Consider the following 19,248-nt stretch of genomic DNA (forward strand, 5'->3'; position numbering starts at 1 on the left):
CACCAGGTTCGACGCTAAGCGTCCCCGATCCATTCCCGCCAGGTCTTGCGCCGGCTGGCCGGCGCCCCTTCCCCCGGTGTTCACCTGCGCTGGATGCACGCGTCCACGCGGCATCGGCGTACGTTCAGCGCAAGTGAAGCATGAGGCTGTGGGGGCGAGTCAGTCGCGGGCGGCGCCGGCGGACGGGGCCACGGTGAAGATCGTGGGGGCGGCGAAGCCGGCGGACGCGAAGGCGGCGGTGGCGGCATCCGTCACGGCCTGCACCCGATCGCGGGCGACCAGGGCGATCGCCGCACCGCCGAAGCCGCCGCCGGTCATGCGCGCGCCGACCGCGCCGGCCGACAGCGCCGCCTCGACTGCGGTGTCGAGCTCGGGAACCGAGATCTCGAAGTCGTCGCGCATCGACGCGTGCGACGCCACCAGCAGGTCGCCGATCGCGGTCGGCCCCTGCTCGCGGAGCGTTCGGACGGTGTCGAGCACGCGCTGGTTCTCGGTCACGACGTGGCGCACGCGGCGGAGGGTCACGTCGTCGACGAGACCGGCGAGGCGCGGCAGGTCGGCGGGAGTGACGTCGCGCAGCGCCGGAACGCCCAGCGCGGCCGCGCCCCGCTCGCACGCCGCGCGGCGCTCGCCGTAACCCCCCGTGGCGTGGGAGTGCTTCACGCCGGTGTCGATCACGACCAGCTCGAGCCCCGCGTCCGCGAAGCCGAGGTCGATGATCTGCGCCTCGAGCGAGCGGCAGTCCAGGAAGATCGCGGCGTCGGCACGGCCGAGCAGCGACGCCATCTGATCCATGATCCCGGTGGGCGCCCCCACGGCCTCGTTCTCGGCGCGGCGGCCGACCTTGGCGAGGGCGACGCGGTCGAGGTCGACGGCCCAGGTCTCGGCCAGGGCGACGGCGGTCGCTCCCTCGATCGCGGCCGATGACGAGAGGCCGGCGCCGACCGGCACGTCGGACGCGAAGGCGAGGTCGACGCCCGGCACGCGGGACGGATCGATTCCGGATGCCGCGAGCAGCGCCCACGCGACGCCCAGCGGGTAGCGCGCCCACTCGGGGACCTCGTCGCGCCGTTCGGGGAACAGCGTGTGCAGCTCGGCGAGGCCCGCTTCGACGGCGCTGCCGTCGAAGGTCGAGACGACACGGATGCGATGGTCGTCGCGGAGGCCCAGCGCGACGTGCGTCCGGTGCTGGATCGCGAAGGGCAGCACGAACCCGTCGTTGTAGTCGGTGTGCTCGCCGATCAGGTTCACGCGGCCCGGAGCAGACCACGTCCCCGTCGGATCGGCGGCGAAGCGCTCGGCGAACAGGGCGATCGCGGCGTCGGCGGTGCGGGTGTCGGTGGCGCTCACGGGGTCTCCTCGGGGACGGCGGCGACGGCTTCGCGCAGCCTTGCGGCGGCCGTCTCGGGCGGGATGTCGCCGATCCAGGCGCCCATGGCGGCCTCGGAACCGGCGAGGAACTTGAGCTTGTCCGCGGCGCGACGCGGCGACGTCAGCTGCAGGTGCAGTCGGGCGGTGTCGCGGCCACGGTGCACGGGCGCCTGGTGCCAGGCGGCGATGTACGGCGTCGCCGAGTCGTACAGGGCGTCGACGCCGCGGAGCAGCCGCAGATAGAGGGGCGCGAGCTCGTCGCGCTCGGCATCCGTCGTCTCGGCGAAGTCCGCGACGTGACGGTGCGGCAGCAGATGGATCTCGATCGGCCAGCGCGCGGCGAACGGCACGAACGCCGTCCAGTGCTCGCCCTCGAGGATCACGCGCTCGCCCGCACGCTCGAAGGCGAGGATGCGCTCGAACAGGTCGGGGCCCTCGCGATCGATCGACGCGAGCAGGCTCGTCGTGCGGGGCGTGATGTAGGGGTACGCGTAGATCTGCCCGTGCGGGTGGGGGAGCGTGACGCCGATCGCCTCGCCGCGGTTCTCGAACGGGAAGACCTGCTCGATGCCGGGAAGCGCCGACAGGGCCGCGGTCCGGTCGGCCCACGCCTCGATGACGGTGCGCGCCCGTGTCGCCGTGAGCGAGCCGAACGATCCGGCGTGCTCGGGGCTGAAGCACACGACCTCGCAGCGTCCCACGCTCGTGCGCGTGCGGCCGAGCCCGGGGGCGACGAGGTCGTCGAGGTCGCGGGGCGCGTCGACGCCTGCCGGCGCGTCGCCGTGCGCGACCGCCAGGGCGGGCCCGAACGATGGCGACTTGTTCTCGAAGACGGCGACGTCGTAGCTGGACGGGATCTCGGACGGGTTCGTCGGCGTCTGCGGAGCGAGCGGGTCCAGGTGAGCGGGAGGCAGGAACGCACGGTTCTGGCGCGCCGCGGCGATCGAGACCCAGTCGCCGGTCAACACGTCGCGCCGCATCGTCGCGGTCTCGGGCCGCGGTGCGAGCTCACGTGCGTCGACGGCGCGCTCGGCCCCGAGGGTCGTGCCCGGGTCGTCGTAGTAGATGAGCTCCCGGCCGTCGGCCAGTCGCGTTGCGCGCTTGACGACGCCGGCGCTCAGCGCCTGCACGGCCAGCTCTGCCGTCGAGGCGGCGACCATGGGGTCCAAGTCCGGTGTGTTCACGTCAACATGCTAGCTATAGCGCTATGTTAGCGTCAACACGGTTTCGGGATTCGCGCTGCGGTGGCGAGCGCACGGGCCGGGGAGCGAGGAGTTCGAGGATGACGACGAGACGCGTCTCGATGGCGGACGTCGCCGCCCGCGCCGGCGTGTCGGGGCAGACCGTGTCGCGCGTCGTCAACGCCAGCCCTCGCGTCGACCCCGAGACGCGCGCGCGCATCGAGGCGGCGATGGCCGAGCTGGGCTACCGCCCGCACCGTGCCGCCCGGGCGCTGCGCACCGGCCGCACGCAGACGATCGGCCTGGTCGTGTCGACGCTCGCGTCAGTGGGCAACTCCCGCATGCTTCAGGCGGTGGCGGATGCCGCGGCCGCCCGCGGCTACGCCCTCACGGTCGTCACGCTCGGCGCCGAGGGCGACGTCGCCGCCGCGTTCGGGCGGCTCGTCGACCAGGCCGTGGACGGCGCGATCGTGCTGAACGAGGCCACCGAGCGCGTGCGGGAGGCGGACCTGCGCGCGGCGGGGCTGCAGCTCGTGGTGGTCGACTCGCCGCGCGACGACCGCTTCGGTGTCGTCGAGACAGATCACGCCGGCGGTGCGGGCCAGGCCGTCCGGCACCTCCTGGACCTCGGGCACCGGACGGTGCACCATCTCGCCGGACCGGCGGGCTCGTTCGCCGCGGCCGAGCGGGAGCGCGGCTGGCGCGAGGCGCTCGTGCAGGCGGGCGCGGCGGTGCCCCCGGTCGTGCGCGGCGACTGGACGTCCGCGTCGGGGTCGGCTGCGGCATCCGCTCTCGTCGATGCCGGCGCGACCGCCGTCTTCGCCGCGAACGACCAGATGTCGCTCGGGCTGCTGCGGGCCTTCGCCGACGCGGGGCGTGCCGTGCCGGGGGACGTCAGCGTGGTCGGGTTCGACGACGTGGCGGATGCCGCCGACTACCGCCCGCCGCTCACCACGGTGCACCAGGACTTCGACGCGCTCGGCTCGCTCGCGGTGGCCGCGCTCGTCGACGGCATCGAGGCCGGCGCGGCCGCGGCCTTCGTGACCGTGCCGACGCGCCTCGTCGTGCGCGCCAGCACCGCGCCCCCCGCCCGCTGAGGGGCGGGTCCGGGTCGTGGGAGGCGCCGCTTTCGCGTGGCGGGTGGCGCCGCTTTCGGGCTGCGGGTGGCGCCGCTTTCGGGTTGCGGGTCGCGCGGCTCCGGGTCGCGGGTGGCGCGGCTCCGGATTTCGGACTTCGCGAGGGTTTCCGGAGGCTTCGGTGCCCGCGGGTCCGGAAAGCGTGCGGAAGTCCGAATACCGGATCCGCGGGATGGGGGCGGGCGTCAGCCGTGGGCGGCCCGGCGGGCCTCCCAGCCGCTCTGCACCATCTCGTCGACGGTGTAGCGGTTCTTCCAGTCGAGGTCCCGCGCGGCGAGCTCGCCCGTCGCCACGATCCGATCGGGGTCGCCCGGGCGGCGCGGCGCGACCTCGGGCGTGAAGTCGATGCCCGTGACGCGCGCCATGGCGTCCATGATCTCGCGGACGCTCAGGCCGTTCTGCGACCCGAGGTTGTACGCGGGCTCGATCGGCGCGCCCGTGAGCAGCCGCTGCGCGGCGGCGACGTGGGCGGCGGCGATGTCGGCGACGTGCACGTAGTCGCGCACGTTGGTGCCGTCGGGGGTGTCGTAGTCGTCGCCGTAGATGCGGGGCGTGCGTCCCTCGAGGAGCGCCTCGAACACCAGCGGGAACAGATTGTGCGGGCTGGTGTCGTACACGGCGGGATCGCCGGAGCCGACAACGTTGAAGTAGCGGAGCGCGGTGTGGCGGAGCGGATGCTTCGACTCGGCGGTCGCGACGGCCTGGTCGCGGATGAGCCACTCGCCGATCAGCTTGGACTCGCCGTACGGCGACGCGGGCCGCTTGGGCAGATCCTCGGTGACCAGCGGCACGTCGGGGGTGCCGTACACCGCCGCGGAGGACGAGAACACCAGGTTCGCGACGTCGGCGACCTGCATCGCCTCGAGGAGCACCCGGGTGCCCTCGACGTTCTGGGCATAGGTGTGCAGCGGCCGCTGGACGGAGACGCCCGCGTACTTGAACCCCGCCAGATGGATCACGCCCTGGGCGCCGTGGTCGCGCAGCGCGCGTTCGACGAGTTCCCGGTCGAGGATCGAACCCTGCACGAAGGGCACGCCGTCAGGCACGAACTCGGCGTGGCCGCTCGAGAGGTCGTCGACGACGACGGGCGCGAGGCCCGCGTCGCCGAGAGCGCGGACGATGTGGGCGCCGATATAGCCGGCGCCTCCGGTCACGAGCCAGGTCATGTCACTCCGGGGGTCGGGGTCGCCGAGCGGCGCCGTCCTCCATTGTGCCCGCTCCGGCCGGATGCCCACGGCCACGGGGCTCGCGCCCGGGCACAGAATCGGAGAACCAGGGCGGCACGCCGGGCTGCGGCATCCGTCTCCGGCGTGTCGGCCACATCCTCCGATTCTGTGCGCGCCGCGCGGTGCGCCGTGCGCCGCGCCGCGGCTCAGGCGCGAGCGGCCCAGCGCGCGGCGCGCTGCAGCAGCCGCACGTGCTCGGGGGAGTCGTAGGCCCGCGCGTCGTGGCCGAGCGACGACACGACCGCCCGCGTGGGGTCTTCGCGGATCCACACCGCCGGGTGGGCGGTGCCGTCCACGTCGTGCTCGGCCAGCACGCGGGCGCCGTCGTCGACCGCGAGGTCGCTGTAGCGCTCGTCGAAGACGTCGATGCCCGGCATCCGATCGGTGATCGGGTGACCGGCGTCGACGATCCGCACGTGCGCGTCGGCGATCGGCGGGTGCCACGAGCGTCCCGGCTCCCACTCCCCGCCGATCGCGCGGCGCCACGCCGGGTGGTCGCGAAGCGTCGAGAGCGCGGCATGCACCGCGATGATCCCGATGCCACGCGCGATCGCAGTGGTGAGACCGGCGTCGGCGGCCGGGTCGGCGTGGTGCTCGAGCTCGGTGTCGCCGTTCCGCCACGGGTCGCCGGCGTTGACGACCAGCAGATCGAAGCCGTCCAGGTGCGCGAGCGCGTGATCGACGTCGTCGTCCACGGTGACGTCCCACCCGTCGTCACGCAGCAGCGCGGCGATGCGCGCCGAGGTCTCGGAGAACGGATGCCACGGATCGCCGTAGCGGCCGGTGCCGGTGGCGATGACGGCGCGCGGGGACGCGGGCTGGGCCTGCGACGGGTCCATGGATACCATGATCAGCAGGATAACGCTTTCCGAACCGGTACCCGCCGGTGCAACGCATCGCCGCGCGAGGAGAATGGCCGCATGACCCACACCGTCGTGATCGCCCCCGATTCGTTCAAGGGGACCATCGGCGCAGCGGCAGCCGCCGACGCCCTCGGGGCGGGCTGGCGACGCGAGCGACCCCACGATCGGGTGCGGCTCATGCCGATGGCCGACGGCGGAGAGGGCACCGTCGACGCGTTCGCCGCCGCCGTGCCGGGCGCGCGCCGGATGCCGGTGACGGTGACGGGGCCCGAGGGGACGCCTGTCGAGGCATCCTGGGTCCTGCTCCCGCCGAGCGCGGACGCTCCGAACGGAACCGGCGTGGTCGAGCTCGCGAACACCAGCGGCATCGAGCTGCTCGGGACGCCGCCACGGCTGCGACCGTTCGACGCGCACACACGAGGCTTCGGCGAGGGGATCGCCGCCGCGCTGGCCCACGGCGTGTCGCGGCTCGTGCTCGGCATCGGGTCGAGCTCGTCCACCGACGGCGGTGCCGGCCTGCTCGCAGTGCTCGGCGCGCGGATCACGGATGCCTCGGGCGCGCCGATCGCCGACGGCGCGCGCGGGCTCGCCACGGCGTCGTCGGCCGACCTGTCGGGGCTCGCGCCGCTTCCGCCGCACGGTGTGACCGTGCTCAGCGACGTGACGAACCCGCTGCTGGGTGCCCGCGGCGCGGCGGCGGTGTTCGGCCCGCAGAAGGGCGCGAGCCCCGACGACGTCGCCGGGCTCGACGCCGCGCTCTCGCGGCTCGCCGGGCTGGACGCCTTCGCGACCACCGATCCCGAGACGCCGGGCGCCGGTGCCGCCGGCGGCACCGGGTTCGGCCTGCTGGCCTGGGGCGCGGAGCTCGTGCCCGGCTCGGCCGCCGTCGCGGAGCTCGTGGGACTCGATGCGGCGGTGGCCGCGGCATCCGTCGTCGTCACCGGCGAGGGGTCCTACGACGGGCAGTCCGCCGCCGGAAAGGTGCCCGCCCACGTGGCCGCGGTCGCCCGCGCCGTCGGTGCGCCGGTCGCGCTGGTCGCGGGGCGCATCGCCGCGGACGCAGACGTCTCGGGGTTCGCCGCCACCGCCTCGCTGACCGACCTCGCTGGGTCGGGGGAGGCGGCGATGGCCGACGCCGCGCACTGGCTCGAGCGAGCCGGCGCAACGCTGGCAGGTTCCCTCACCTGACGCTCCCGGCCGACGTCGCGCGTGAACACCGCGTCCGCGACGAGACACCCGGGCCTGGCGCGGTGTCTCGTCGCGAACGCGGTGTATGCCCTGGAGGGGCGTCGGTTGCAGCGAGGTTCAGGGCACGAGCAGAGCGCCGTTGCGGCGGTGCGGCAGCGTGGCGAGGGCCTCATCCCGCAGCACCTCGGGGAGGAGCGCGTCCGGGGCGTCCTGGAAAACCACAGGCCGCAGGAACCGGCGGATCGCCGTCGCCCCCACGGACGTGTGCAGCGACGTCGTCGCCGGCCACGGGCCGCCGTGCTGCTGCGACCAGGTCACGGCGACACCGGTGGGCCAGCCGGAGAACAGCACGCGTCCGGCCTTGCGGGTGAGCACTTCGAGCACCTCGGCCACCTCGTCGGACGCCTGCGAGTGCAGCGTCGCCGTGAGCGATCCGGGAACCGCCTCCAGCGCAGCGCGCAGGTCGGCGGCCGAGGAGTAGCGCACGAGGAGCGTGACCGGTCCGAAGCACTCCTCGAGCAGCGTCTCGGGGCGAGCGGCGACGGCCGCGGCATCCGTCGACAGCACGATCGGGCGCGCAGACCCCGGCTCTGCGGGCCGGCCCTCGGCGACGACCGCCACGGACGGGTCGGACTCGAGGTGCTCGATGCCCGACGGGAAGGCCTCGGTGATGCGATCGGTGAGCAGGGGTCCGCCGGAGGCGCCGGTGGCGAAGCCCGCCACCAGGTCCTCGAAGCCGGCGCCCTCCGGGACGAACACGACGCCCGGCTTGGTGCAGAACTGGCCGACGCCGAGCGTGAACGAGCCCACCAGGCCCTGCGCGAGCGTCTCGCCACGCTCTGCGATCGCCGCTTCGGTGATGACCACCGGGTTCACCGATCCCAGCTCGCCGTAGAACGGGATGGGGTCGGGGCGTCCGGCGGCGAGGTCGAAGAGCGCGCGTCCGCCGCCGAGCGATCCGGTGAACCCTGCGGCTTGGATGACCGGATGCTGCACCAGTGCGTTGCCGGCCTCGCGGCCTTCGACGAGAGCGAGCGAGCCTTCGGGCGCACCCGCGGCGATGAGGGCGGCCGCGACGATCTCGGCGGTGCGCCGCGAGAGCCGCGGGTGTCCGGAGTGCGCCTTGACGATGACGGGGTTGCCGGAGGCCAGCGCGGACGCGGTGTCGCCACCGGCGACCGAGAACGCGAACGGGAAGTTCGACGCCGAGAACACCGCCACCGGTCCCACCCCGACCAGCATGCGCCGCAGCTCCGGGCGCGGCGGCACGGCGGCCGGGTCGGCGTCGTCGACGGTCAGCTCGAGGTACGAGCCCTCCTCGACGACGCTCGCGAACAGGCGCAGCTGCCCGGTGGTGCGGCCGACCTCGCCGCGCAGGCGCGTCGCGCCGAGCCGGGTCTCCTCGTCGGCGATCGCGACCAGCTCGTCGACGTGGACATCGAGCGCGTCAGCGGCGGCGCGGAGCCAGGACGCGCGGGTCGCGGCATCCGCCGCGCGCCACACCGGAGCGGCTGCGGCCGCCGCGGCGGCCAGGCTGTCGAGCGCGGTCGTGGAGGTGGTCGTGACGGCGGTGGTCATCGGGGTTCCTTTCGTGCGGTGCATCGCTCGCCCGGTCCGTCGTGCTCGTCCGTCACAGGCATACGCGGATCACGGGTGACGGCGGACAGGCGCAGCGAACGAATCAGGGGGCGGGAGACGGGAGTCATGAGAATCGGATGCCGAGGCCGGCGTGGGGGACGTCGGTGAGGGTGCCGTCGGCGATGCGCACCGGGGATGCGTCGCGGAGGGCGCCGAGGGAGGCGAAACCGGCGTCCTCGACGTCCTCGACCATGGGCTCGGCGACGCCGGGCACGGCGCGCAGGCAGAGCGCGAGCTGGCCCGAGAGCTCCGGCAGCAGATGGGGGTGCAGCGCCGCGCCGTACTCGGCGGCGATCGCCGCGATGCCGAGGAACGGGGTGATCCCGCCGACGCGCACCACGTTGGGCTGCACGATCTGCGCGGCGCCCAGCCGCAGGAAGTCGTCGAAGCGGTAGACGTTGTGCAGGTTCTCGCCCACGGCGATCGGGATCCCGCTCGAGGCGGCGAGGCGCCGGGACAGTTCGACGTGCCCGTACAGGTCGTCGGCGCGCAGCGGCTCCTCGATCCACGCCGGCGACACCTCGGCGAGCACCTCCAGCGAGCGCGTGGCGCGGTCCAGCTCCCATCGCTGGTTCGCATCGATCATGAGCGCGCGGTCCGGTCCGAGCACCTCGCGGACGGCCCGCAGGCGCTCGAGGTCCTCCGCGACATCGGGCTTGCCGACCTTGACCTTCACGGCGCCGAAGCCGGCGTCGACCCAGCGTCGCGCCTGGGCGACGAGTTCATCCTGCGTGTAGTGCAGGTTCACGCCCGAGCCGTAGGCCGTCACCCGTTCGCGCTGGGCGCCGAGGAAGCCGGTCAGCGACGTCCCGGCCGCGCGGGTCGCGGCATCCCACAGTGCGAGGTCGAGGCCCGCCTGCGCGATCGTCGTGATCCCGCCCCCTCCCGCCTCGTGGAGGTGCTGCCACAGCGTGCGCCACTCGGCGCCCGGGTCGGCGGTGCGCCCGATGGCGAAGGCCGCGATGTCGTTCGCGAGCAGGGCGTGGACCGCCTCGGCACCGATCTGCGGCGTCCACGCGAAGCCCCAGCCCTCGGCGCCGTCCGACCGCACCACGTGCGTGGCGATGACGCCCACCGACGTGACGTCCGCGGCCCAGGGGCGCGTCAGGGCGACCCGGACCAGACGCGCGTCGAAGGCGGCGATCGTCGGTGCGGCCTCGAACGCCGCGCCCGCGGCATCCGACACGGCCTCGCGAGCGCGGGTCATGGCAGCAGCGCCCGTCCCGCCTCGAGGATCTCGGCCAGGCGCTCCTCCTGCGCCGGGGTGGGGTCGACGAGCGGCGCACGCACGGAGCCGACCGGGAGCCCGCCGAGCCGCAGGCCCGTCTTGATGAGCGAGACGCCGAAGCCCGGGGTCTCATCACGCAGCTGAACGAGGGGCGAGTAGAAGCCGTCGAGCAGCTCCGCGCGGCGCACCTCGTCGCCGTCGACGTACGCGCGGTAGTACGCCCCCGCGACCTCGGGGATCATCGCGAACGCCGCCGACGAGTACAGCGGGATGCCGATTCCCCGGTACGCGCCCTGCGTCAGCTCGGCGGTCAGCAGGCCGTTGAAGAAGGCGAAGTCGTCGCGACCCTCCGCGGCGACGGCGCGCACGATCTGCTGCGCGAGGCCGACATCGCCGACCCCGTCCTTGAAGCCGACGACCTTCGGGTTGCGCGCCAGGCGGCGCACCGAGTCGACGGAGTACTGGGCGCTGCCGCGGTGGTAGATCACGACGGGGAGATCGGATGCCGCGGCCACCGCCTCGACGTACGCCACCAGTCCCGCCTGCGGGCCGCCGACGAGGTAGGGCGGCAGCACGAGCAGCGCATCTGCTCCGGCATCGGCGGCCGCGCGGGCGAGCGTCGTCGCGTGGCCGAGCGGGCCGCCGGTGCCGGCGACGACGGGCACGCGGCCGGCGACGGTCTCGGTCGCGACCTGCACGACGCGTGTCGCCTCTTCGGTGGACAGCGCGTGGAACTCGCCCGTGCCGCACGCCGGGAACACGCCGCCGGGGGAGTGCTCGAGCGTCGTGGCGACGTGCGTGCGCAGCAGGTCCTCGTCGACGCGTCCCTGGGCGTCGAACGGCGTGACGGGGAAGAAGAGGATGCCGTCGAAGTTCACGCCAGCACGTCCTTTCGGGCGAGGTCGGAAGAGGGGGCAGGGTCGTACGCGGGCTCGCCGAGCTCGCCGCGCCACGTGTGCGCGGGACGCCAGCCGAGCACGCGACGCGCTTTGGCGTTGGAGAACGCGGGGGCCGTGCCCGTCAGCTCGGCGGCGAGGTCCTCGGTGCCGGGGACGAACCGGGGCAGCAGTTCGGCGAGCGGCCGGCGCGCCAGCGCGTCGTCGGCGCCGACGAAGAACACCTCGGCGTTAGGGATCTCGGGCAGGGCCAGCAGCAGCGTATCGACGAACGTGGCGACGTCGCGGGCATCGACGTAGTTGAAGAGGGCGGGCGCCGACAGCGCCGGATCCGCCAGCCGCTCGTGCACCGTGTGGCCCTGCTGCGTGAGCGCGCCCTGCCACTCCTCGGGCGCGATGACGTAGCAGGGGCGGAAGGCCGCGAAGCGGACGGCGTCACCGGTCTGGCGGGCGAGCATCGCGATGGTCTGCTCGGCGAGGTGCTTGGACAGCGCGTAGGCATTCCAGGGCTTCGGCGTCGACTCCTCGTCGAGAGGGAGCCGCTCGGGCAGCCACCCGGTGGGCGCGCCGTAGCCCAGCACGGTGGGGCTCGACGCGGTCACGATCCTGCGGATGCCCGCGTGCGCGCCGGCCGAGAGCACGTTGAGCGCCATCGTCGCGTTCGTGCGGAGGATCACATCCTCTGGTGCGCTGAACGGCACCGCGATGGCGGCGAGGTGGATGAGCGCGTCCGCCCGCGTGCCGGCGATCGCGCGGGCGGCGGCATCCGTCTCGGTGAGGTCCACGGCGACCTGCTCGACGTCGCCCAGCTCGGGGGCATCCGACACGGCGCGGTCGAGCGACACCAGCTCATGACCCGCCGCCGCGAGTCCCGCGACGAGGCTGCGGCCGAGGCGCCCCGCGCCGCCGGTGACGGCGATCCGGCTCATGCGCGGACCGCGGCCGCTTCGGCGGCGGGCGTGGTGAGGAGGCGGATGCCGAGCTCGGCGACCTGGACGGGGAGCCCGGTCTCGAGCGAGCGGTTGCCGGCGATGCCGACGGCGATGGAGCGGACGCCGTCGCGCCAGTCGGCGGGGCGGGCCAGCGGGTCGTCGCCGGGACCTTCGAACACGTCGGCCAGGAGCAGGGCGTCGCCGCCGCCGTGGCCGTCGCTGTTGCCCTCGAGCGGCACCTCGTAGGCCGCCTCCCAGTGCCGCTGCACGATGAGCCGCTCGCCTTCGGGGCGGAGCGATCCGGATGCGCCGGCGTGGACGGCGGACGGGTCGAGCACGGGGTGCAGCCCCTCGTCGGCGAGCACGGCACCGCGCTCGACGACCTCCAGCTCGGCGCGGCCGAGCGTGCCGTTGACCGCGACCCGGTAGCCCTCCCACGGCGCGTGGGCGTTCAGCGAGTACGACAGGGTCGCGCCGGAGGCGTAGTCCACGACCAGGGCGAGGTTGTCCTCGATGGTGATGCCCTCGCCGAACACGTCCCGGTCGCGCAGGTAGCCGTCGTGCTGCTCCGCGTCCAGGTAGAGCGCCTTGAGGCGCTCGTCGTCGCGCAGGTCCAGCTCGAACGCGTCGGCACCGTCGTGGGTGCCGCGGGCGGGACGGTTCCCGATGCCGCGGGCCGCGGCGTTGTCGGCCCCGTAGAAGCGGAGGCCGCCCGACGCGTAGACGCGCCGGGGCGCGGAGCGGATCCACCAGTTCACCAGGTCGAAGTGGTGGCTGGCCTTGTGGACGAGCAGGCCGCCGGAGTGCTCCTTCTCGCGGTGCCACCGGCGGAAGTAGTCCGCCCCGTGCTTGGTGTCCAGCACCCACGAGAAGTCCACGCTCGTGACCTCGCCGATGACGCCGTCCTGGATGACCTGGCGCAGCGCGGAGTTGCGCGGGGAGTAGCGGTAGTTGAAGGTGATGACGACCTCGCGGCCGGTGCGGTCGATGGCGTCCTCGATCGCCGCAGCGGACGGCCCGTCGATGGTCAGCGGCTTCTCGACGACGACGTCCGCGCCGGCATCCAGCGACCTGACGATCAACGGCGCGTGCAGGTCGTCGCGCGCGCAGATCACCACGCGGTCCACCCGCTGCTCGCGGACCATCGCCTCGAGGTCGTCCGGGCCGTACACCGCGGGAGCGGGCAGGCCCGCTTCGGTGACGCGGTCGACGTAGTACTGCGCGCGCACCGGGTTGGGCTCGCAGATCGCCACGAGCGCCGCGTCGTCCGCGTAGCGCCCGATGATCGCGTCGACGTACATCTGAGCGCGGTGTCCCGCACCGACGAGGGCATACCGGCGGTGGCTCATCTCTCTCCTTCAGGAAACGTTTTCTCAGGATAGCACGGGGCCCGTGGGGCCGTCCTCGGAACCCGGATCAGTGCCGCGGTGCCGGCGTCACGCGGCGGCGGGTCCCGTCGTTCCCCGGACGGTGACCTCGGGGAGGAGGGTGAGCGGATGCCCCGGCTCCGCGCCTTCCAGCAGCTGCCGCATCCGCGCCCATGCCTGTGCGCCCAGCTCGGAAGCGGGCACGGCCGCCGTCGTCAGCGGCGGAGTCGTGTACCGGGCGAACGGGATGTCGTCGAAGCCCACGATCGACAGGTCGGCCGGGACGCGGCATCCGCGGGCCTGCACGGCGCTCAAGAGACCCATCGCGACGAGATCGTTGAAGGCGAGCGCGGCCGTCGCACCCGAGGCGAGCACGTCGTCGCCGGCGGCGGCGCCCGACTCGAAGTCGACGCCGCAGGGGATCTCGGTGACGTCGGTGTCGGGGTGCGCGGCCACGAAGCCGGCGATCGCCTCGAGCCGGGCCGCGTTCGCCACGCTGCGCGGGGCTCCCGCCAGGAACACGATGCGGCGGTGACCGAGTGCGTGGAGGTGCGCGAGCTCGGCGGCCAGCGCGCTGCGGTAGTCCGCACGCACGCTCGGCACGTCGCCCGACGCGCGGTTGATCAGCACGACGGGGCGCAGGCCCCCCACGAGGCGGTCGAGCTCGTCCTGCGGCAGGCGCGGCGAGCACAGGATGACGCCGTCGGTGCGGCGCCGCGTCGCGCCGGCGAGGACGCGCTCCTCGTCGACGGACTCCGCCGAGTCGGCGACAAGCACGTGGTAGTCGTCAGCGGCGGCGGCGCGGCTGAGCCCGCGGAGGATCGCCTGGAACGTGGGGTTGCCGAGGTCGGGAACGACGACCGCCACCGTCTGCGTGCGCCCGAGCACCAGGCTGCGGGCGACGGGGCTCGCGGTGTAGTCGAGGGCGGCCGCGGCATCCTTCACCCGCTCCGCGAGAGCCGGATCGACGGTCGGGTTGCCGTTCAGCGCGCGCGACACCGTCGACAGCGACACGCCGGCGCGAGCGGCGACGTCTGCGATGGTGACGCGCGATCCGTCGGCGCGTGGCGGGCGAGGCATCGGGTGCTCCTTCGGTCCGGGGCGCGCTCAGCCTACCCGGAAACGTTTCCTCGCCCGCGGTGGGGAGGGGTCGCGCACTCTGGGGGTTGTGGGCCCTGCCGTTCGGGTGCTCGGGGGTTCGTGCGCGTGCCCTTCCGGAAGCTCGACGCTGTGCGCGTGCCCTTTCGCGGGCTCGGGGCTCGCGCCCATCCGGAAGCTCAAGGCTGTGCGCGTGCCCTTTCGCGGGCTCGGGGGCTCGGGTCTCGCGCGCGTGCCTTTTCGCGGATCCGGAATTCGGACTTCTCGCCGCTTTCCGGATCGCGCGCGGCATCTGGATCCGAAAACCAGCGGATTCTCCGAATCTCGGATCGTGCGCGCAGGCGCCACAGCGGCGCAAGACGGGCGACGGATGCCTCGACCCGGCGGACCCCGCGAACCGGCGACGCCGCGCCGGCGACGCGGCGCCCGGCGGCGCGTCGCCCGGCGGGGTCAGGCCCGCGGCGGCGTGCTGCCGCGGAGGATCACCTCGAGGGGCAGGGACGGCTCGTCGTCCTCCCACTCCGCGTCGGTCGCGGCGTGCAGGGCGCGGTAGCCGAGGTCCTCGAGCGGGACGCGGACCGTGGTGAGCCCGGGGCGGATGTCGCGGCCGGTCGCGATGTCGTCGAAGCCGGCGACGGCGATGTCGTCGCCGACTCTGCGCCCGGCGTCGCGCACGGCGGACATGACGCCGATGGCCACGACGTCGCTGATGCCGAAGATCAGGGTGCCGGCGGGCACGTCGCCCTGCAGCAGCTCGGTGGCGGCGGCATAGCCCGCGTCGCGCGTGAAGCCCGCGCGGCGCACCTCGCGCACGGTGCCGCCGGCGGACGTGAAGCCCTCGGTGAAGCCGGCGATGCGGTCGTCCGAGGTGCGGATGCCCTCGGATGCTGCGACCACGATCGCGTCGCGATAGCCGACGCCCGCCAGCTGGGCGCCGAGCGCGGCCGAGCCGCCGCGGTTGTCGACGGCGACCGACCGGGCGGACCCGCCGCCGGGCCCGACCACGACGACCCGCCCGCCCATCTGCGAGAAGGCGTCGAGCTCGCCCTGGAGTCCCACCGCGTCGGGGCCCTCCACGCGGGAGGCCGCGAGGATGAGGCCGCGCGGGCGCTGGCCGCGCAGCGCGCGGACGAGCTTGACCTCGCGCTGCGGGTCGCGCTCGGTGATGGCGATGGTCACCACGAGGCCGGCCTCGTCGGCACCCCGCGCCACGCCGGACGCGAGCTGGCCGAAGTACGGGTCGGCGATGTCGGCCACGAGGAGGGCGACGATCGCGGCCGTGCCGCGCGCGGTCGCCTGCGCCGACAGGTTCGCCGTGTAGCCGAGCTTGTCGGCGGCGGCCTGGACGCGCTCGCGGTAGCTCTCGGCGACCTTGCGGGTCGAGCCGTTGAGCACACGCGACGCGGTCGCGAGCGAGACTCCGGCCTCGCGCGCGACGTCGTGAAGGGTGGCGGCGCCTCGGGTCGGCGCGATGATGTCGCTCACGAGCCAGAGTCTAGGCCCTGTGTCCGGTTCGAGCACTAGATTGGGAAGCGGTTTCCCAATCCGGCTCGAGATCCTCTCGGCAACAGCGTCGTCCCCGAGGAGCACCATGACACGACCCGCCGCATCGAGCGTCGCGCCGCCCGCCACCGTTCCCTTCGCACCACCCGCGCGCGTGCGCCTCGCGCCCGGCCCCGACCTCGACGCGCAGCGCACCGTGAGCGCGACGCTGCAGCGGCTGGATCCCGAGCGGCTCCTCGCCCCGTTCCGTCGGGAGGCCGGCCTCGCCCAGCACGCCGAGCCGTACGGAGGGTGGGAGTCCGATGGGCTCGACGGCCACACCGCCGGCCACGTCCTGTCGGCCGCGAGCACGCTGGCCGCCGCGGGGGACGAGGCCGCCGCACAGCTCGCACGAACGCTGGTGCGCGGCATCCGTCACTGTCAGCTCGCGCGCGGCAGCGGCTACGTCGGCGGCGTGCCGGACGGAGAGGCGCTGTGGGACGAGCTGCGCGCCGGCCGGGTGGAGGCGGGCGCCTTCCACCTCAACGGGCGGTGGGTGCCGCTGTACAACCTCCACAAGACCCTCGCCGGGCTCATCGACGCCGCCGAGCTGACCGGCGACCCCGACGCGCGGGCGACGCTCGACGACCTCGGCGCGTGGTGGCTCCGCGTGGCCGGCGAGCTCGGGGACGACACGTTCGAGCGCATCCTCGACTGCGAGTTCGGGGGCATGACCGAGGCCTTCGCGCGGCTGGCGCTGCTCACGCGCGAGCCCGCCCAGCTGCATCTCGCCCGCCGCTTCGTACGTCGCGGGCTGGTCGAGCCGCTGGCTGCGGGACGCGACGAGCTCGACGGGCTGCATGCCAACACGCAGATCCCGGTGGTCGTCGGGTTCGCCACCATCGAGCGTGCGGCCCGCGACCTCGCGCCGGAGCTCCTGACCGGTATCGAGGCGCGCGAGGGTGCCGCGGCTCGCTTCTTCTTCGAGCGCGTCGCCCGCCGTCGCAGCGCCGCAATCGGCGGCAACAGCGTGCGCGAGCACTTCCCGCAGGACCTCTCCAGCATGCTCACGGCGCGCGAGGGGCCGGAGACGTGCAACACGCACAACATGGTCAAGCTCGCCGCCGAGCTGCATCAGCTCACCGGTGACGACGCATACGTGCTGTGGGCGGAGCGGGCCCGCGCGAACCACCTGCGCTCAGCGCAGCATCCGGTCCACGGCGGACTCGTGTACTTCACGCCGCAGCGGCCCGCGCACTACCGCGTCTACTCGCCCGAGGCCGACGGATTCTGGTGCTGCATGGGCTCGGGCTTCGAGGCGCAGTCGCGCCACGCCGCGCTGGTCTACTCCGCCGCACCGGACGAGGTGCGCGTCAACGCGCTCGTGCCGTCGCGGTTCGAGTCCGACGGGGCCGAGGTCGTGATCGCCGTCGACGACCGCTCCGACGCCGCGGCCGTGGACGTCACGCTCCGCGTGCGGGCCGCCCGCCCCACCCGCGTGGCCGTGCTGATCCCCGGCTGGGTCGACGGCGACGCGTTCGCGACCATCGCCGAGGGGATGACGGATGCTGCCCCGCGGCGCGCGCCCGCCGGCTCGCGGCTGCGGTTCGACGCGGCGGAGGGCGAGACGGTCGTGCAGCTGTCGCTCGCGCGCAGCCTGCGCTGGGAGCGCGCGGCGGACGGGTCGGACTGGGCGTGGATCGTCGACGGCCCCGATGTGCTCGCGCACCGCGTGCCCGACGACGCGGTCGCCTACCGCGGCACCGGGGCACGCATGGGGCACATCGCGGTCGGCCCGCTCCGCCCGCTCGCCGGCGCACCGGTGCTGACAGGCGACGCCCTCGAGCACGCCGTCCGGCTCGGCCCGGGCTCGGTGCGCGTGCCCACCGCGGACGGCGGCAGCGTCGATCTCGAGCCGTTCGCCGGGGTCCACGACGCCCGCTACATCGTGGCGTGGCCGCTCGCCGCCCACGCCCGGGACGTGCCGGCCCGGCGGGCGGCGCTCGAGCGGATCGACACCGACTCGCTCGGTCTCGAAGCCCGCACCCGGGACGTCGTCGCATTCGGTGAGCAGCAGCCGGAGTCCGACCACGCCCTCACGGCCACCGACGAGGAGATCGGCGTGCGCGGCGACACCCGCTGGCGTCGGACCCGCGGCACGATCGCGGTGACGCTGCGCGACTGGAGCGGCACGGCCGACACGCTGCGACTGTCGTGGCTCGGCGGCGACGAGGACTCCCGCGTGCGTGTCGTCGTGGGCGGCGCGGTGGTGCTCGACGAGGTCGTGCCGGCGTCGTCGAGCGACGGGACGCGCGAGGTGCCGCTCGGCGACGCGACCGGCGCGTCGGATCTGCCGGTGCGCATCGAGGCGGCGGGCTCGGTCACCCCGCGTCTGACCGAGCTCGGCGCGCTCGCCGCGGCGTCGGATCGCTGACCGGAGCTGTCGCACAGCCACGCGGCCGCCCGCGATCACCGAAGACGCGACCCGCCGATCACGGTGTGCCCGGTGAGCGGGTCACGGTGCGGGCCGTCGCCGGGCAGGCGTCAGACCGCGAGAGCGGACCGCAGGAACCCCCGCGCCTCGTCCTGCATCGCGGCCGTGAACTCGTGCGGTGCGTCATGCCACGCGCCGGTGTAGCGCGACCCGAGCAGAGCGCGCAGGCGGGTGTCGGCATCCGTCATCCCCTCACGGGGGAACAGCTCGTCACGTGCGCCGTACTGCACGAGCACACGCTGCCCGAGCGCGGCGATGTCGGGCAGGTCGAAGCGTGCGGCCAGTCCCGGACTGTGCAGCAGCCACGAGTGGGTCTCCAGATAATCGGGCACGAGCGACGCCGACGTCGCCATCATGCCGGCGATCGCCGTCACCGCGAACCTGTCGTCCAGCGCGGCGGTGAACAGCGCACGCCCGCCGCCTCCTGAGAACCCGACGACGCCCAGCCGCGACGCGTCGACCTCGGGGAGCCCGGCGAGCACCCCGGCCGCAGCCAGGTCGTCGGTGGCGACGGCTCCCGCGAAGCTCGTGCCGAGCGCACCCGCGGCCTTGGCCAGGCCGTACTCGTGCAGCGACGACAGCTCGTCGAAGCGCTCGTCGGGGGAGAGGGTCTCGCCCCGCTCGCGGTGCAGCGCGTCCAGTGCCTCACCGAGACGCGCGAGCACGGCGGGAGGCGACGACAGGTCGAACGCCCGGCTCGCCCACGAGAAGGCGTCGGGCGCGAGCACCGCGAAGCCGTCACGAGCGAGATCGTTCGCGAGGGTGCGGCCGGCGTAGCAGCGCGCACGCATGCGCGCGGCCGACGGGCTCGGAGCGTGCCCCGTGTCGACGAGCTGCTCGGCTCCGGTGGAGCGGACCCCGCCGTGCGCGTGAAGAGTCAGCACCCCGGGGAGCGGCCCATGCGCCCCGACGGGAGTCAGCAGGAACGCACGCGTGCGCGGGCCGAACCCGAGCCACCACGTGAGCTCGCGTCCCTGCACACCCGCGGCGGTCCAGGTCCGCTCGACACGGACGTCGCGGGCGGGCGCGACCCGCACTCCGAGCACCTCGGCCAGCGCCCGACGGCGCGGATCGGCCGGCGAGAGCACGGAAGCGCCCGCGAGGTAGGCCGGCCAATCGGCGTACCCCGCCAGCGCTCCGGTGCCCAT

Annotated in this window: 15 protein-coding genes; 3 read left to right on the plus strand and 12 right to left on the minus strand. The window is 74.3% G+C overall.

All coding sequences use genetic code 11. From position 1 onward, the window contains the following. Positions 1-159 precede the first annotated feature (159 nt). Positions 160-1,350, minus strand: a complete 1,191-nt coding sequence (gene galK / locus ACFRAL_RS16420; RefSeq protein WP_378884954.1) for a galactokinase — start codon at positions 1,348-1,350, stop codon at positions 160-162. Continuing rightward, the gene (gene galT, locus ACFRAL_RS16425; protein WP_336395047.1) at positions 1,347-2,531 is read right to left on the minus strand and encodes a galactose-1-phosphate uridylyltransferase; all 1,185 of its coding nucleotides are present in this window, start codon (positions 2,529-2,531) and stop codon (positions 1,347-1,349) included. Before galT ends, galK begins: the two co-directional genes overlap by 4 nt. Positions 2,532-2,653: 122 nt before the next feature. On the opposite strand from galT, the gene ACFRAL_RS16430 reads away from it, so the two are divergent. Further along, positions 2,654-3,649 (plus strand): LacI family DNA-binding transcriptional regulator, encoded by a 996-nt coding sequence (locus tag ACFRAL_RS16430; protein ID WP_378884957.1) that lies wholly within the window; start codon positions 2,654-2,656, stop codon positions 3,647-3,649. A gap of 224 nt (positions 3,650-3,873) precedes the next feature. On the opposite strand, the gene galE is transcribed toward ACFRAL_RS16430, so the two are convergent. Further along, entirely contained in the window at positions 3,874-4,854 is a 981-nt protein-coding gene (galE, locus tag ACFRAL_RS16435; protein ID WP_378884959.1) for a UDP-glucose 4-epimerase GalE, read from the minus strand. Positions 4,855-5,060: 206 nt separating this feature from the next. Next, the gene (locus ACFRAL_RS16440; protein ID WP_378884962.1) at positions 5,061-5,762 is read right to left on the minus strand and encodes a ThuA domain-containing protein; all 702 of its coding nucleotides are present in this window, start codon (positions 5,760-5,762) and stop codon (positions 5,061-5,063) included. 72 nt (positions 5,763-5,834) lie between these two features. Between ACFRAL_RS16440 and ACFRAL_RS16445 the strand changes: the two genes are divergently transcribed. After that, complete coding sequence (locus ACFRAL_RS16445) at positions 5,835-6,965, plus strand: glycerate kinase (protein ID WP_378884965.1); 1,131 nt, start codon at positions 5,835-5,837, stop codon at positions 6,963-6,965. Between the two features lie 117 nt (positions 6,966-7,082). Here the strand turns inward: ACFRAL_RS16445 and ACFRAL_RS16450 are convergent, their stop codons facing one another. The 7 genes from ACFRAL_RS16450 to ACFRAL_RS16480 all read right to left on the minus strand — a co-directional run bounded on the left by ACFRAL_RS16450 (position 7,083) and on the right by ACFRAL_RS16480 (position 15,609). Then, positions 7,083-8,543 carry an aldehyde dehydrogenase (NADP(+)) gene (locus ACFRAL_RS16450; protein WP_378884968.1) on the minus strand — a complete coding sequence of 487 codons (1,461 nt, stop codon included), beginning with the start codon at positions 8,541-8,543 and terminating at the stop codon, positions 7,083-7,085. Positions 8,544-8,667: 124 nt separating this feature from the next. Then, positions 8,668-9,810 carry a mandelate racemase/muconate lactonizing enzyme family protein gene (locus tag ACFRAL_RS16455; RefSeq protein ID WP_378884971.1) on the minus strand — a complete coding sequence of 381 codons (1,143 nt, stop codon included), beginning with the start codon at positions 9,808-9,810 and terminating at the stop codon, positions 8,668-8,670. Beyond that, positions 9,807-10,709, minus strand: coding sequence for a 5-dehydro-4-deoxyglucarate dehydratase (locus tag ACFRAL_RS16460; protein ID WP_378884974.1), 903 nt, complete (start codon positions 10,707-10,709; stop codon positions 9,807-9,809). The genes ACFRAL_RS16455 and ACFRAL_RS16460 overlap by 4 nt, the downstream gene beginning before the upstream one ends. Next, positions 10,706-11,656, minus strand: a complete 951-nt coding sequence (locus ACFRAL_RS16465) for an NAD(P)-dependent oxidoreductase (protein WP_336394536.1) — start codon at positions 11,654-11,656, stop codon at positions 10,706-10,708. Before ACFRAL_RS16465 ends, ACFRAL_RS16460 begins: the two co-directional genes overlap by 4 nt. After that, positions 11,653-13,008 carry a Gfo/Idh/MocA family oxidoreductase gene (locus tag ACFRAL_RS16470; RefSeq protein WP_336394537.1) on the minus strand — a complete coding sequence of 452 codons (1,356 nt, stop codon included), beginning with the start codon at positions 13,006-13,008 and terminating at the stop codon, positions 11,653-11,655. Before ACFRAL_RS16470 ends, ACFRAL_RS16465 begins: the two co-directional genes overlap by 4 nt. 87 nt (positions 13,009-13,095) lie before the next feature. Beyond that, on the minus strand, positions 13,096-14,106 hold the full coding sequence (locus ACFRAL_RS16475) for a LacI family DNA-binding transcriptional regulator (protein WP_378884979.1): 1,011 nt from the start codon (positions 14,104-14,106) through the stop codon (positions 13,096-13,098). 468 nt (positions 14,107-14,574) lie between these two features. Then, on the minus strand, positions 14,575-15,609 hold the full coding sequence (locus tag ACFRAL_RS16480) for a LacI family DNA-binding transcriptional regulator (RefSeq protein ID WP_378884982.1): 1,035 nt from the start codon (positions 15,607-15,609) through the stop codon (positions 14,575-14,577). A 106-nt stretch (positions 15,610-15,715) separates the two neighbouring features. Here ACFRAL_RS16480 and ACFRAL_RS16485 point away from each other — a divergent pair, with 106 nt between their 5' ends. After that, the gene (locus ACFRAL_RS16485; protein ID WP_378884985.1) at positions 15,716-18,040 is read left to right on the plus strand and encodes a beta-L-arabinofuranosidase domain-containing protein; all 2,325 of its coding nucleotides are present in this window, start codon (positions 15,716-15,718) and stop codon (positions 18,038-18,040) included. 110 nt (positions 18,041-18,150) lie between these two features. Here ACFRAL_RS16485 and ACFRAL_RS16490 read toward each other — a convergent pair whose 3' ends face one another. Next, complete coding sequence (locus ACFRAL_RS16490) at positions 18,151-19,248, minus strand: dienelactone hydrolase family protein (protein WP_378884988.1); 1,098 nt, start codon at positions 19,246-19,248, stop codon at positions 18,151-18,153.

The organism is Microbacterium sp. NPDC056736, assembly GCF_042790415.1.
Lineage (GTDB): Bacteria > Actinomycetota > Actinomycetes > Actinomycetales > Microbacteriaceae > Microbacterium.